This is a genomic window from Nisaea sp., assembly GCF_034670185.1.
GTDB lineage: Bacteria > Pseudomonadota > Alphaproteobacteria > Thalassobaculales > Thalassobaculaceae > Nisaea.
Map to the genome: position 1 here is coordinate 1,880,586 of NZ_JAXMNY010000001.1, position 13,471 is coordinate 1,894,056.

A 13,471-nucleotide genomic window follows, 5' to 3' on the forward strand; every position below is an offset into this window, starting at 1 on the left:
GGGGGGGCTCTATACTGTCCGTTTATTGGCGACCCCGTACTGATGGAAAGAAATCTTAGTCGATGACGCCGGACGATATCCTTAAAGCCATTGAGAGCCACGAGCGCTGGCTGAAGCGAAAGCCGGGCGGCGTGCGCGCCGATCTGTCCGGCCTCGAGGTCACGGGCTTTCAACTGGCACGCGTGAACCTGCAGTCCGCGCGTCTGTCAGGCGTCAATTTCTCAAACACGCTGCTGTCCGGCGCCGACCTCAGTTATGCAGACCTGTTTTGCGCCAATCTGGATGATTCGGACCTGACGAACGCTGTCCTGATGCGTGCCGATCTGCGCGGTGCGAGCATCCGGGGCGCAAATCTCGGTGGGGCCAATCTGAAGGAAGCCGACATGCGTGGCGGCGCCATCATCAATGACCTCACAGGCGAACGGCCGACCTTTATCCGCGCCGATGCGTCCTCCTCGACCATGGATGACGCCGACATCAACAACGCCAATCTGTCCGGAACCAACCTGTCAGATTCCAGCATGATCGGCGCCAACCTGGAAAATACCCTTCTCTGCGGCGCAAACCTCAGCGGTGTAAACCTCGAAAATGCAAACCTGACAGGAGCGGATCTGTCCGGCGCCAACCTCGCGAATGCAAAGATTATCGGCGCGAATCTCAGAGGCGCGAACCTGCGCGGCGCCCTGATTTCAGAAACTAGCTTTGCCGGATCCGACCTCAGCAGCGCAATTCTTGAGCGCGTCAATCTTTCGACCGCAAATCTCAGCGGCGCCCAATTGGTGACGGAGTCAGGAGACCGCAGCCGCTCTCTCCGCGACATCGTCAACGATCATGAACTCTGGATACGCGAACAAGGACGCGGCGGCACTCGCGCGCAGCTCGCCGGAGCGAACCTGAAAGATGTCGATCTGAGCGATATCAACCTGTCCGGCGCTGACCTGCGCGACGTGGATTTGTCCGGCGCCAAGATGCGCCGCGCCCAACTGGTGATGACAGACCTCACCGGGGCCAAGCTCAACCGGGTCGATCTTCGGGATTCGGATCTCTCCGGCACGAAGCTGATGTCAGCCGACCTTACGGATGCACAGCTTAATGGCGCATTGCTTTATCCGGTGGAACTGAAGGACGCCAATGGCAATCCGACCGGACGGTTCTGGCCGTCCGACCTGGAAAGCGCCCTGCTCCGCAATGCCGATCTCTCGGGCGCCAAGTTCAAAGGCGCCAATCTTACCGGAGCAGACATGAAAGGTGCCCGGACGGTCGGCACCCAGTTTACGGACACCGACCTTGAGCAGGCACTGACGGACGCCTGAGGCTACTTAGGCCGCTTCCATCACAGCCTTGAGTGCCGTCAACGCAAGCTCAATGCCGCTGCGTGTGACATCGATATGGGTCACGGCGCGCATACGGCGCGGTCCCATTGAGCCGATCCGCACCTTGTGCTCCCGCATCAGGCGCTCGGACAACCCCGCGGCATCGAGATCCGGTGCTGTCACATCGAAATACACCATGTTGGTCTCGATCTCGTCGAGCGCGACGGACAATCCCGGGATCGACGCAATTCCTTCGGCAAGATAATGAGCGTTGGCGTGATCCTCGGCCAGCCGGTCGATATGGTGATCGAGAGCATAGACGCCGGCGGCGGCGATAATTCCTGCCTGCCGCATCGCTCCACCGAACTGGTGCTTGAAGAGCCAGCTTCGATCGATGAATTCTGCACTGCCGGCCAGCACGCCCCCGACCGGGCAACCCAAGCCCTTCGAAAGATCGATCCAGAGAGAGTCGCACAGAGCGCCATAGGAGGATGCCGGCGTCCCGGACGCAACAACCGCGTTCAGCAGCCGTGCACCATCCATATGGACCTTGAGCCCGTGCCCACGCGCACAATCGGCAACTTCGGCAACGGTTTCGAGCGGCCAGACAGCGCCTCCGCCGAGATTGGCCGTATTCTCGATATTCACCAGTTTCTGGCGCTGACCGTGGTGGCCACGCGGCGCACGAATGACGGTCTCCAGGTCGGCCGCATCGAAAATACCGCGGCGCCCTTTCAATGTCCGTACCATAGCCCCCGCAAGAGCTGCGGGTCCGCCCGCCTCGAAATGCAGCGCATGTGCACTCTCTTCGAGGATGATCTCCTCTCCCCGGTCGACCCAGACCCTGTAGGCTATCTCGTTGCACATGGTTCCGGACGGAAGGAACATCGCGGCTTCCGTACCCAGCAAGGCAGCGACGCGCTCACACAGAATGTTTACGGTCGGGTCTTCCATCGCCTGCTCGTTTCCCACTTCCGCCTCGGCCATCGCCTGCCGCATCGCCTCAGTAGGACGCGAGACCGTATCGCTGTACAGATCGACCGCCGGGCGGCTTGCTTCGTTCGTCATCATTGATACGTTTCCTCACCGGCCGCCCCAGCGACGCGCCTATTGAATGATCAAGTTATCGATCCAACGTTAAGAGCGTCATCCCGAAAGGGAAAGGAACAGGACTGCACATGGCCGAAACAAATCCGAACAACAGCAATCAAGTCACCCGGCCGCGAACGCTCCCGTTCTCCCTCGAGCTTTCGGAGAACGACCGCCTCGCCGTCCATATTGTCTACGGGCTCTATGGCGCCGCGATCGTCTTCGGCTTGCCATCCGTTTTCGGTGTCATTCTCGCGTATCTGAAACGCCGCGATCTGGACGGCACAGAACTGGCTGGACACATCACTTGGCAGATCCGCACCTTCTGGATACAGGTCATCACCATCGTTCTGACAGCAGCTTTAACGGCAACATGGATACTGATCCCGTTTGCCTGGCTGGTTGGCGGCCTCGGCTGGCTCTGGTTCGTCTACCGCGTGGTCAAAGGCTGGGTCCGGCATTCGAATGACCATCCGATACGAGACCCCTACGCCTTTTTCTAATTCTGCATAGTATTCCCGCTCAGGTCCATCGCCAGAAGAGAGACTTCCTTGGTCCCACCTTCCGTTTCCTGACGGCCGACCTCTGTGAAGCCAAATGCATGGTGAAAGCGGAGGGAGCCCTCGTTTGGCGGCCGCACATTGACCTCACAGGTCAGCCGCTCAGCCCGGCCCTCCGCGAATTTGGCAAAATCCTCATAGAGTTTTCGCCCGACGCCCAGTCCACGTGCTGCAGGCGAGACAACGATCCGGTCCACATAAAGAAATGACGCATACCTGTCCCTAAACCACCGATAGTTGAGGCTGTCATAAGCACGTCCGGGCAGGAAGCCGATGAGGAAACCCGCAACCGTGTCACCGTCCCTGGCGACACGAAAATAATCAGCCGTCTCCAGGAACCAGATAAAACCGCTATTATCGATACTGTTGACATGCGGGATCTCGGCTTCGTTCAGAATACCGACGAGGGCCAGATCTTCTCTCAGAGCGTCTTCTACGCGCATTCTACGTCCTTTTTTGAACAGTTGCGGATCGGCGGAATTCCGCTCTCACACCAGTCGATTCGGTTCTCCGGCACACTCGATGTCGCTAATAGATAAATTCTTTGACATCGGCATTACCCGTTGCTCATGATGACTATTAAATAACGAAACGCAGCGTCTTTGCGGTCATTCGAACATGAATGCATGCCGTGCTAACAGTGTTGAATCTGCGTTCGCAGTCGAACAGTGAGAATAATATAGAAATGAACAAAGCTCGCTCACACGTTCGATTTCAATGGATCTGAACAGGAGGCGAAATACCGGCAGGAATGTTCCGATAACCTTGAACGCCTGCTGCAGCGTTATTTAGCACTACTGGCCATCAAATGTTCCACAAACGACACTTTGTCTGTCGCCTTGAGAGCATTAAGATCTGCGCCACGCGTGCTCCGGCGCACCATTACAAAACTGGGAGACAAAAATGAACAGGGAATTCAAAGACCGTTCTGGACGGCCGCTGCACCATATGGTCAGCAGCTGGGCGACCGACACGAAAAAAGGCAAGATGGACCGGCGCGAATTCCTCGCGCTTGCCAGTGCGTTCGGCGCGACAACGGCAACCGCTTACGGCCTGCTCGGCATGGCGGCACCCAGCACAGCGCAGGCCGCTGGCAAGAAGGGCGGCACGCTGAAGGTTTCCATGTCTGTTCGCCGTGTGGTTGATCCCCGGATCTTCGACTGGTCGGAGATGGGCAACGTCGCGCGGCAGGTTTGTGAGAACCTGGTAAGCTACACATCGGCTTACACTTTCGAGCCCGCGCTGCTTGAAGGTTGGGAAGTCAACGAAACCGCGACCGAATATGTCCTGAAGGTCCGCAAGGGCGTTACCTGGAACAATGGCGATGCATTCGATGCGGATGACGTCGTCTATAACATCACCCGCTGGTGCGAAAAGGACGTCGAAGGCAACTCGATGGCCGGCCGCATGGCAACGCTCATCGACCCGAAGACAAACAAGGTACTCGACGGGGCTGTGACCAAGGTCGACAGCCACACAGTCAAACTCACCCTGCCGAAGCCTGACATCAGCATTATCCCGGGCATGACTGACTATCCGGCGCTGATCGTGCATCGCGACTTCGACAAGAACGGTGCAGATCTGTCCAAGGCTCCGGTCGGCACAGGCCCGTTTGAGCTGGACTCGCTCGAAGTTGGTGTCTCTGCCCGCTGCGTGCGGCGCAAGGATGGCAAATGGTGGGGTGGCGAGGCCTATCTCGACGCCATCGAATGGACCGATTACGGCACCGATCCGGCGGCCGAGGTCGCAGCCTTCGAAGCAGGCGACGTCCACGTCAACTACCAGACCACGGCGGATTTCGTCGAAATTCTCGACAGCCTGGACCTGAAGAAGTCGGAAGCGATCACCGCGGCGACCATCGTTGCCCGCATGAACGTCTCCAACAAGCCTTATGACGACGTTCGCGTTCGTCAGGCTCTTCAGCTTGCCGTCGATAATTCCATCGTCCTGCAGATCGGGTATGGCGGAGCCGGCAGCGTGGCCGAAAACCACCATGTCGGACCGATGCATCCGGAATACTTCAAGCTGCCGATGATCAAGCGGGATCCGGAAGCAGCGAAAAAGCTTCTGGCAGATGCCGGTCAGTCCGATTTCGAGCATGAGCTGATCTCCATCGACGATGACTGGCGGAAGAACACCACCGACGCCATCGCCGCCCAGATCCGCGATGCCGGCATCAAGATCAAGCGGACGATCATTCCGTCATCCTCGTTCTGGAACAACTGGACGAAATATCCGTTCTCGACGACCAACTGGAACATGCGCCCGCTCGGCGTGCAGGTTCTGGCGCTGGCCTATCGCTCGGGCGAAGCCTGGAACGAAGCCGGCTGGTCCGATCCGGAGTTCGACAAAACACTCGAAGAAGCCCTGTCCATTGCCGACGCCGACAAGCGGCGTGCGGTGATGGAGAAGCTGGAAAAAACGCTCCAGGATGCGGGCATTATCATCCAGCCTTACTGGCGGGCGCTCTACAAGCACATGGCCGAGTCCGTTCAGGGCGATGCGATGCACCCGACCTTCGAGATGCATTTCGAAAAAGTCTGGCTCGACGAAGCCTGATCCGACATTAACGAGCCCGCCCCGGCCTGGACCGGGGCGGGCTTTTAACTCCCGAAAAGGGAGAAGAATAAGGGCAAACAAGGCCCGCCCGGAACGGGGCACACGGGGGCAATATGCTGCTATTCATCCTGAGACGACTGGGGGTCATGGTCGCGACCATGATCTGCCTGACGTTCGTGGTTTTCTATCTGGTCAATCTCGAGCCCAACCTGAAGAAGCTCGCGCTTGAACAGAACAACAACCGCATGACCGAGGAAGCCGTCGAAAGCTGGCTGCTGAAGGAAGGCTACAGACGGCCTATCCTGGAGCGCTATGCCGTATGGATTGGTAACGCGGCAACAGGCGATTTCGGCCACTCCACCCGCTTCCGCAAACCGGTCGCAGAGGTTCTCGCTCCCCGTATCGGATATACCGGAACCCTGATGTTCTGGGTCATGATCACCATGGTGCCATCCGCCCTCGTCATCGGTGTGCTGGCAGGGATGAGAGAGGGATCGAAAACAGACCGGAGCCTCTCGGTCGTGGCCATCGCCTCGACGGCGACGCCCGAATATGTCTCGGGCATCCTCTTTACGGTTCTGTTCGCCTCCTGGCTCGGCGTCCTGAAAGGCGTCTCGAAAGCCGGCGGCATCGACTTCAACAATTTCGCGCTGCCCGTCATGACCATGGCGATCTACGGCACCGGATATATCGCCCGCATGACCCGCGCGTCGATGGCAGAAGTCATGACGGCGCAATATATTCGCACGGCGCGTCTCAAGGGATTGTCATTCCGCGCCCAGGTGCTGCGCCACGCGCTCCGGAATGCGCTGATTGCCCCCTTCACCGTTATCATGCTCCAGTTTCCCTGGCTCCTGACCGGTGTTGTCATCGTTGAAAAACTCTTCAACTACAAAGGCTTCGGCTGGACCCTCGTGGAAGCTGCAGACAATAACGACATTGATCTGCTGCTTAGCTGCTCATTGGTGTCGGTCGTCGTCGTGCTGCTCACGCAGCTTATTTCAGATATCGGGTACGCCTATCTCAACCCGCGCATTCGCGTGAATTGAGGGGGGAGATAAGGCAATGCTGGAATATATCGGATTCTTCGAAATCTGGGGAACAGTGATCAGCCAGTTCTGGCCGGTCTGGCTGTCTCTCGCGGTCATCCTTTCCGTCAGCTACTACTTCCGCCACAGCCTCAACCTCTACGGTCGCCTGTTCGGCAGCACCATCGGCATGGTCGGGCTTGTGATCGTACTGTTCTGGGTCATGACGGCTATTTTCGCCAACTGGGTCGCGGTCTTCGATCCGTTGCAGCAGTTCGCCATGCTGAAACGCAAGGCGCCCGGGGTGATCGACGCTGAAACGGGCAAGGCCCTGCTCTTCGGGGCAGACAATCTCGGGCGGGACCTGTTCAGCCGGATGGTGCATGGCTCCCGTTTTGTGCTCATCATCGCGCCGGCGGCAACGTTGTTCGCCTTCATCGTCGGTATTACCATCGGCCTCCCGGCTGGCTATTACGGCGGCAAGATCGATGCGATCATGTCGTTCCTCGCCAATCTGGTGCTGGCTTTCCCGGTGATTCTGCTGTTCTACCTGCTTGTCACACCGGGCATCCGGGAAACCCCCATTCCTGTGGCCATGGCCGGGTTCTTCTTCATCTTCCCGATCATATTCTTCAGTGTGCTGTTCTACAGCCGATACGCTACCCGCCCCGGATTGCTGACGGTCCAGCTCATCTGCGTGCTTCTGATCGGCGGCTGGCTCTATTCCGGACTGGTCTTCAATGCCGACCCTCTGAGCATCATCACTCTTGAGCCGAACGAGCTGAACATCTTCGCCTCGGTCGTCTTCGTGAATGCGCCGACAGTGTTCCGTATCGTCCGCGGCATCACCATGGACATCAAGACACGTGACTATGTCGCCGCCGCCCAGACACGGGGAGAGAACGCCTGGTACATCATGCTCTGGGAGATTCTGCCTAATGCTCGCGGCCCGCTGATCGTCGATGCCTGCCTGCGGATCGGCTACACGACGATCCTGCTCGGCACCCTCGGCTTCTTCGGCCTCGGCCTTGCGCCCGAAAGCCCTGACTGGGGATCGATGATCAACCAGACCCGGGCCTTTATCCGGATCGTTCCCACCATCGCCCTGCCTCCAACCCTGGCCCTCGCAATTTTCGTCCTCGGACTGAACCTGCTGGCCGACGGACTGCGCGAGCAGTCACTGAAAGATTGAGGGAGGCACGACAATGACAGAACCGATCCTCGAGATTACGAACCTTTCGATCTCCTTCTTCGTTCGCGCCGGCGAAATCCCGGCCGTGATGGACTTCTCCTGCAAGGTTATGCCGGGTGAAGCCATGGGCCTGGTCGGTGAATCCGGTTGCGGTAAGTCCACAGTCGCCCTCGGCGTCATGCGGGACCTCTCCAACCGGGGAAAGATCACCGCCGGGTCGATCAAGTTCAAGGGGCGCGAGCTGACCACCATGAGTGAGAAAGAGCTGCGGAAAATCCGCGGCTCCGAGATTGCCATGGTCTATCAGGAACCGATGGCCAGCCTGAACCCCGCCATGCGGGTCGGCAAGCAGCTCATGGAAGTGCCTATCCTGCATGAGAACGCCTCAGTGGACGAGGCCTATGACCGGGCTCTGGAGATGATGGAACTGGTGCGGTTGCCCGATCCGGAGCGGATGATGGATTCCTATCCACATCAGCTTTCCGGAGGCCAGCAACAGCGCATCGTCATCGCCATGGCGCTTCTGTCGAAACCGGCCCTGCTGCTCATGGATGAGCCGACGACAGCCCTCGACGTGACGGTCGAAGCGGGTATCGTCGATCTGGTGAAAGAACTCGGGAGCCGTTTCGGCACATCGATGCTGTTCATCTCCCACAATCTTGGCCTGATTCTCGAGACCTGCGACCGGATCACGGTGATGTATTCCGGTGAGGCAGTTGAGACCGGGTCCGTGAAAGATGTCTTTGACCGGATGCGGCATCCCTACACCCAGGGCCTATTCCGATCGATCCCGCTGCCGGGCGCGGACAAATACTCTCATCCCCTGGTCGCCATTCCCGGTCAATTGCCACTGCCGCACGAGCGGCCGAACGGCTGTAATTTCGGACCACGCTGTTCCTTTTTCGAAGCCGGAAAATGCGATGTCGGCGAGATCCGGATGCACGATACCGGCATGGCTGAATCCCACTTCACGCGCTGCGAGCGGGTGTCGGAAATCGATTGGGACGCGCCGCTTAAACACGAGGGCGTCGTCGAGGCAACGGTTCCGGGAGAGACCATCCTCTCGGTCGATGGCCTGAAGAAGTATTACGAGGTTGCCGCGAACCAGATGTTCGGCGGCGGCGAGACCCGCGTCGTGAAAGCCAACGAGGAAATCACCTTCTCGGCCCGCGAGGCGGAAACCGTCGCAATCGTTGGCGAGTCCGGTTGTGGAAAATCAACACTCGCCAAGATCCTGCTCGGCCTTGAGACCGCGACGGAAGGCACCGTTACCCTCGGCAACACCGATATCGGCGGCACCGATATCGGCGACCGGGACACCGGCACCATCAGCTCCATCCAGATGGTGTTCCAGAACCCGTTCGATACCCTGAACCCGAGCCACACGGTCGGCTCCCAGATCGTCCGCACGCTTGAACGCTTCGGCATCGGCAGCACCCCGAAAGAGCGCGAAGACCGGATGCTGGAGCTGCTCGATCTCGTCAAGCTGCCCCGTGAATTCGCCAAGCGTATGCCGCGACAGCTTTCCGGCGGCCAGAAACAACGGATCGGCGTGGCCCGCGCCTTTGCCGGGGCGCCGAAAGTCGTGGTAGCGGACGAGCCTGTATCCGCCCTCGACGTTTCCGTTCAGGCGGCCGTGACGGAGCTGCTGATGGACATTCAGCGGGCTTCGCGCACAACAATGCTGTTCATCAGCCATGACCTTTCCGTCGTGCGCTATATCGCTGACCGGGTGGTCGTGATGTATCTCGGCCATATCGTGGAACAGGGCACGACCGAAGAAGTCTTCTCCCCGCCCTATCATCCCTATACCGAGGCCCTGCTTTCGGCGATCCCGATCGCGGACACGAAGGTGGTGAAGAAGCATATCGTGCTGGACGGGGACATCCCGTCGGCCATGAACCCGCCGTCCGGATGCCCGTTCCAGACCCGGTGCCACCACAAGAGTGAGGTCCCCGGGAACAAGTGCGAGACGGAGCTCCCGGCAACGCGAACGCTGGCCGGCGGTCACCGGGTCAAGTGCCACCTGGCGGACGACATCCTCGACAAGATGGAGCCGGTTGTCGCCCTCGCCTGAGCCAGAGCGCTGAGCCGCGATGCGACCGAAAAAAGAAAGCGGGCGGCCAATGGCCACCCGCTTCTCTCGTTCAAGGGCCTGTTTCCAGGCCTTTGGAACTGTTTATGCGTCGCCCGGCAGAGCCTGGGAGACGGACTTCACCATTTCGGTGATGCGCTTGCGCACACCGACATTGGTGATGTTGTAGTAGGCACGAACCAGCTCCAGCGTTTCACGCCGCGCCATCGGGTCGTTCGGCTTTTCCTCGTACTCGGTCGTCGAAGAACCAGACCGCACTTTGCGCGGAGAGTTCGCCGCCGTGTCGTCCGTCATGTCATCAAAGAAGAAGCTGACGGGAACGTCGAGGATCTGCGCGATGTCCCACAGGCGGGATGCGCTGATGCGGTTGGAGCCACGCTCGTATTTCTGGACCTGTTGAAAGGTAATATTCAGCGCCTCTCCCAGTTGTTCCTGGCTCATGCCAAGGAGAGTGCGGCGCAACCGAACACGCCGTCCCACATGGACGTCAATCGCGTTGTTGTTCGTAACGCGATAGTTCGGATCATCACTACCATTCAGTGCTTGCTTTGCTGCGGCCATTCTCAGTCTCTAGCGGTTGAGTGAAGTTGATTCTCAGTCACGATATTCAAACATAGGACCGAGAGTGCCGGGTTTCTACAACGCCTCGGTGTTATTTCCAACAAAAACTAAAGGATTCGTAGAATAGTATCTGGTGACAACCAAATTAACACTAAACAAAATTAACTATAATTCTTAACTAGGTTTAAAAGTTTCACTTACAACTCAAAAATAAAGAAAATTACTCTTAATTTATCTTTGCTTTTTTTACGTTACCGCAACGAACGCCCGATATAGCGCGGTTTCACAGGAAGTAGAAATCAAAAATAGAGAGAAGAGAAATCTGAACGATCATTTCTTCATTCTGATTTCCATCACCTCTCGTTCCAAATGCGACCACCGGCATTAACGTTTTGTCGCCGCATGGCTAGACAGTTACCCCCTCAAAATGGGCACCATTAAGGCAATAAAAAGGTCTTTTTGGAGGCGCCAATAACAATGACCGAAGCTCCGAACCGTACAAGAAAGCGCGAACGAACAAGAAAACGCTCGGATTCGGCCGTCACGGATCGGAAAATCAGACAAGCTGAATGGCACCGGCTTCGCTCCCCCTATCCCCCGATGGGTATCATCTCGGAGGATGAGCTGGAGGCCATCCACACCACGTCGCTCCGCATCCTGAGCGAGATCGGAATTGATTTCCTCGACCAGACGGCACGCGACATTTTGAAGCAGCACGGTGCTGAGGTCGAAGAAGGCTCAGAGCGCGTCCGCTTCGATCCGGGGATGGTGCTTGAATATGTGGCCAAGGCTCCTTCGGAATTCACGCTTCATGGAGGCCGGCAGGAACGGGATCTCGTCTTTGGCGGCAACAACATCAATTTCGCCAGTATCGCCAGTGCCCCATTCTGCAGCGATCTCGAAGGTGGGCGCCGGGACGGCAATTACGCCGACTTCCAGAACTTCGTCCGCATGGGCCAGACCGCGAACATCATCCATCTGTTTGGCGGCTATCCGGTCGAACCGGTAGACCTGCCGCCCCAGACCCGGCATCTGGATTGCCATTATTCCTTCCTGACTCTGTCAGACAAGGTGCATCACGCCTATTCGCTCGGGCGGCAACGGCCGAGCGATGCAATCGACATGCTGTGCATCGCCCGCGGAGAAACCCGCGACACTATTGTCGACCGGCCCGGTCTGCATTCCATCATCAACACCTCCTCGCCTCTCCGGGTCGACATCCCAATGCTGCAGGGCCTGATGGAGATGACCAGTCATGGCCAGGCGATCTGCGTCACCCCATTCACCCTGTCAGGCGCAATGAGCCCGGTGACCATCGCCGGCGCCCTTGCCCAGCAGAATGCGGAAGCTCTCGCGGTCATCGCCTTTACCCAGATGATCCGCGCCGGTGCCCCGGTGATCTATGGCGGCTTCACCTCGAACGTGGACATGCGCAGCGGCGCTCCCGCCTTCGGGACACCGGAATATGCCAAGGCCGCTTTTGTCGGTGGCCAGCTTGCCCGAAAATACGGACTGCCCTACCGCTCGACAAACGCCAACGCCTCGAATGCCGTCGATGCGCAAGCAGCCTGGGAATCCATGATGTCGCTCTGGCCCGTTGTGCTCGGGCAGGCCAATCTGGTGATGCATGCCGCCGGATGGATGGAAGGAGGCCTCACCGCCTCGTTCGAGAAGTTCGTGACCGACCTTGAACTCCTCCAGGGTATGGCCGCGTTCCTGCAACCGCTGGAGATCAACGAGGCGAGCCTCGGCCTGGATGCGATCCGCGATGTCGGCCCTGGCGGGCATTTCTTCGGTACCGCGCATACGCTGGAACGCTATGAGACAGCTTTCTACCAACCGCTGCTCTCTGACTGGCGCAATTACGAAAGCTGGGAGGAAGCCGGCAGCCCGGATGCGTTGACGCGAGCGAACCGGACCTACCGCGCCATGCTGGAAGAGTTCGAGGCACCGCCAATCGACCCGGCGATAGACGAAGAGCTGAAAGCTTATATGACCAAGCGGCGGGAAGATCCCCGGATCGAATAAAGGTCCAATAAAAACGGCGGCATTCAAATAAATCCGCCGTTCTTTACTGGATCAATAATGAGGGTGTGCCGGGTGTTCTTTCGGCCGGAACAGCCACCGACGCGCCACGTCCCGGTATCCTCGATAGACCCGCTCCTCGCGGCGGCCAGTCAGACGTCTCCGGAGCACTTCATAGCGCGGCAGCGCGTACCAGGGCACGCCCGGGCTGGCATGGTGCGCGACATGTAAATTGTTGTTCAGGAAGAGCAGCGCCAGCGGCGCTTCCGCTTCGACAATCGCCGTCCTGTCCACCGCTTCGGGCGCCGCGTGATGTTCGGCGAACGAGCGAAGCAGCAACACCCCCGTCCCCGGATAGGCAAAGCAGATTACATAGAGCCAGAGCGGCATGTCGCAGACCCCGACAATCCAGACCGCAAGCACGGCCAATCCAATGGCATGGCCGGTCCAATCCTTCAGACGCCCCTTTCCTCGCGAAAAGTCCCACGCCTCACGCCAGAGAAACAGGCTTGCGACAAAGAGCGGACCGAGCACAAGCCGTCCAGCGAGCGTGTTCACGGCGCGATAGACCATCCGCCGCGGCTCGGAGAACCTGCTCCATGCTTCGGGCGTGACGTAAAAGGATTCAGGATCCTCGATCGGATCGGTCAGATATTCGTTACGGTGATGCTTGAGATGGCTGTCCCGATAGATGCCAAACGGCACCCAGAGTATCAGCGGCAGCCCGGCAAGCAGGGTATTGAGCCAGCCAATTCTGGTCGGATGACCGTGAATTGCCTCGTGCTGGTAACTCGCATGCCAGGCGACCACCGGCGCCCCAAGAAGGGGCAACAGCCATATAGGCAGTGCAGCATGCCAATAGGTCAGCGCGGCGAAAAGGCCGTGAATAACGCTCCAGAGTGTGACGGTCTGCCACTCGACCGACGGGATGGACAGCGTAAAAGCGGAGTCAACATTACCAGGAGAAACAGGTACTTCCGGGACTTGCTGAGAAATCTGTGCGGGATGACGTTCAAACATGCCGCAAAGCTATGCTGCACCGCACAGCC

The 13,471-nt window shown here is 58.5% G+C and carries 11 protein-coding genes; 7 read left to right on the forward strand and 4 right to left on the reverse strand.

The window, feature by feature from the left end; genetic code table 11:
• Window positions 1–62: 62 nt before the first annotated feature.
• Window positions 63–1,313, forward strand: coding sequence for a pentapeptide repeat-containing protein (locus VOI22_RS08915; protein ID WP_323796153.1), 1,251 nt, complete (start codon window positions 63–65; stop codon window positions 1,311–1,313).
• A 6-nt stretch (window positions 1,314–1,319) separates the two neighbouring features.
• Here VOI22_RS08915 and VOI22_RS08920 read toward each other — a convergent pair whose 3' ends face one another.
• Window positions 1,320–2,384, reverse strand: a complete 1,065-nt coding sequence (locus tag VOI22_RS08920; protein WP_323796154.1) for a GntG family PLP-dependent aldolase — start codon at window positions 2,382–2,384, stop codon at window positions 1,320–1,322.
• A 107-nt stretch (window positions 2,385–2,491) separates the two neighbouring features.
• Between VOI22_RS08920 and VOI22_RS08925 the strand changes: the two genes are divergently transcribed.
• Window positions 2,492–2,905 carry a hypothetical protein gene (locus VOI22_RS08925; RefSeq protein ID WP_323796155.1) on the forward strand — a complete coding sequence of 138 codons (414 nt, stop codon included), beginning with the start codon at window positions 2,492–2,494 and terminating at the stop codon, window positions 2,903–2,905.
• On the opposite strand, the gene VOI22_RS08930 is transcribed toward VOI22_RS08925, so the two are convergent.
• Entirely contained in the window at window positions 2,902–3,405 is a 504-nt protein-coding gene (locus VOI22_RS08930) for a GNAT family N-acetyltransferase (protein ID WP_323796156.1), read from the reverse strand. The genes VOI22_RS08925 and VOI22_RS08930 overlap by 4 nt on opposite strands.
• Before the next feature lie 460 nt (window positions 3,406–3,865).
• Here VOI22_RS08930 and VOI22_RS08935 point away from each other — a divergent pair, with 460 nt between their 5' ends.
• The 4 genes from VOI22_RS08935 to VOI22_RS08950 all read left to right on the forward strand — a co-directional run bounded on the left by VOI22_RS08935 (window position 3,866) and on the right by VOI22_RS08950 (window position 9,818).
• Entirely contained in the window at window positions 3,866–5,521 is a 1,656-nt protein-coding gene (locus VOI22_RS08935) for an ABC transporter substrate-binding protein (RefSeq protein WP_323796157.1), read from the forward strand.
• Between the two features lie 113 nt (window positions 5,522–5,634).
• Window positions 5,635–6,570, forward strand: coding sequence for an ABC transporter permease (locus VOI22_RS08940; RefSeq protein WP_323796158.1), 936 nt, complete (start codon window positions 5,635–5,637; stop codon window positions 6,568–6,570).
• Between the two features lie 16 nt (window positions 6,571–6,586).
• Window positions 6,587–7,741, forward strand: a complete 1,155-nt coding sequence (locus VOI22_RS08945) for an ABC transporter permease (protein WP_323796159.1) — start codon at window positions 6,587–6,589, stop codon at window positions 7,739–7,741.
• Window positions 7,742–7,754: 13 nt separating this feature from the next.
• On the forward strand, window positions 7,755–9,818 hold the full coding sequence (locus tag VOI22_RS08950) for an ABC transporter ATP-binding protein (protein WP_323796160.1): 2,064 nt from the start codon (window positions 7,755–7,757) through the stop codon (window positions 9,816–9,818).
• Between the two features lie 102 nt (window positions 9,819–9,920).
• On the opposite strand, the gene VOI22_RS08955 is transcribed toward VOI22_RS08950, so the two are convergent.
• A complete protein-coding gene (locus VOI22_RS08955) occupies window positions 9,921–10,397 on the reverse strand; it encodes a helix-turn-helix domain-containing protein (RefSeq protein WP_051284277.1) in 477 nt (158 codons plus the stop codon).
• A gap of 477 nt (window positions 10,398–10,874) precedes the next feature.
• Here VOI22_RS08955 and VOI22_RS08960 point away from each other — a divergent pair, with 477 nt between their 5' ends.
• Window positions 10,875–12,425 carry a trimethylamine methyltransferase family protein gene (locus VOI22_RS08960; RefSeq protein ID WP_323796161.1) on the forward strand — a complete coding sequence of 517 codons (1,551 nt, stop codon included), beginning with the start codon at window positions 10,875–10,877 and terminating at the stop codon, window positions 12,423–12,425.
• Window positions 12,426–12,476: 51 nt separating this feature from the next.
• On the opposite strand, the gene VOI22_RS08965 is transcribed toward VOI22_RS08960, so the two are convergent.
• Window positions 12,477–13,442 carry a fatty acid desaturase gene (locus VOI22_RS08965; protein ID WP_323796162.1) on the reverse strand — a complete coding sequence of 322 codons (966 nt, stop codon included), beginning with the start codon at window positions 13,440–13,442 and terminating at the stop codon, window positions 12,477–12,479.
• Between the last annotated feature and the right edge of the window lie 29 nt (window positions 13,443–13,471).

Coding starts and splice junctions, on each gene's coding strand:
- VOI22_RS08915 (WP_323796153.1), top strand. CDS start 63: ATGACGCCGGACGATATCCTTAAAGCCATTGAGAGCCACGAGCGCTGG.
- VOI22_RS08920 (WP_323796154.1), bottom strand. CDS start 2,384: ATGATGACGAACGAAGCAAGCCGCCCGGCGGTCGATCTGTACAGCGAT.
- VOI22_RS08925 (WP_323796155.1), top strand. CDS start 2,492: ATGGCCGAAACAAATCCGAACAACAGCAATCAAGTCACCCGGCCGCGA.
- VOI22_RS08930 (WP_323796156.1), bottom strand. CDS start 3,405: ATGCGCGTAGAAGACGCTCTGAGAGAAGATCTGGCCCTCGTCGGTATT.
- VOI22_RS08935 (WP_323796157.1), top strand. CDS start 3,866: ATGAACAGGGAATTCAAAGACCGTTCTGGACGGCCGCTGCACCATATG.
- VOI22_RS08940 (WP_323796158.1), top strand. CDS start 5,635: ATGCTGCTATTCATCCTGAGACGACTGGGGGTCATGGTCGCGACCATG.
- VOI22_RS08945 (WP_323796159.1), top strand. CDS start 6,587: ATGCTGGAATATATCGGATTCTTCGAAATCTGGGGAACAGTGATCAGC.
- VOI22_RS08950 (WP_323796160.1), top strand. CDS start 7,755: ATGACAGAACCGATCCTCGAGATTACGAACCTTTCGATCTCCTTCTTC.
- VOI22_RS08955 (WP_051284277.1), bottom strand. CDS start 10,397: ATGGCCGCAGCAAAGCAAGCACTGAATGGTAGTGATGATCCGAACTAT.
- VOI22_RS08960 (WP_323796161.1), top strand. CDS start 10,875: ATGACCGAAGCTCCGAACCGTACAAGAAAGCGCGAACGAACAAGAAAA.
- VOI22_RS08965 (WP_323796162.1), bottom strand. CDS start 13,442: ATGTTTGAACGTCATCCCGCACAGATTTCTCAGCAAGTCCCGGAAGTA.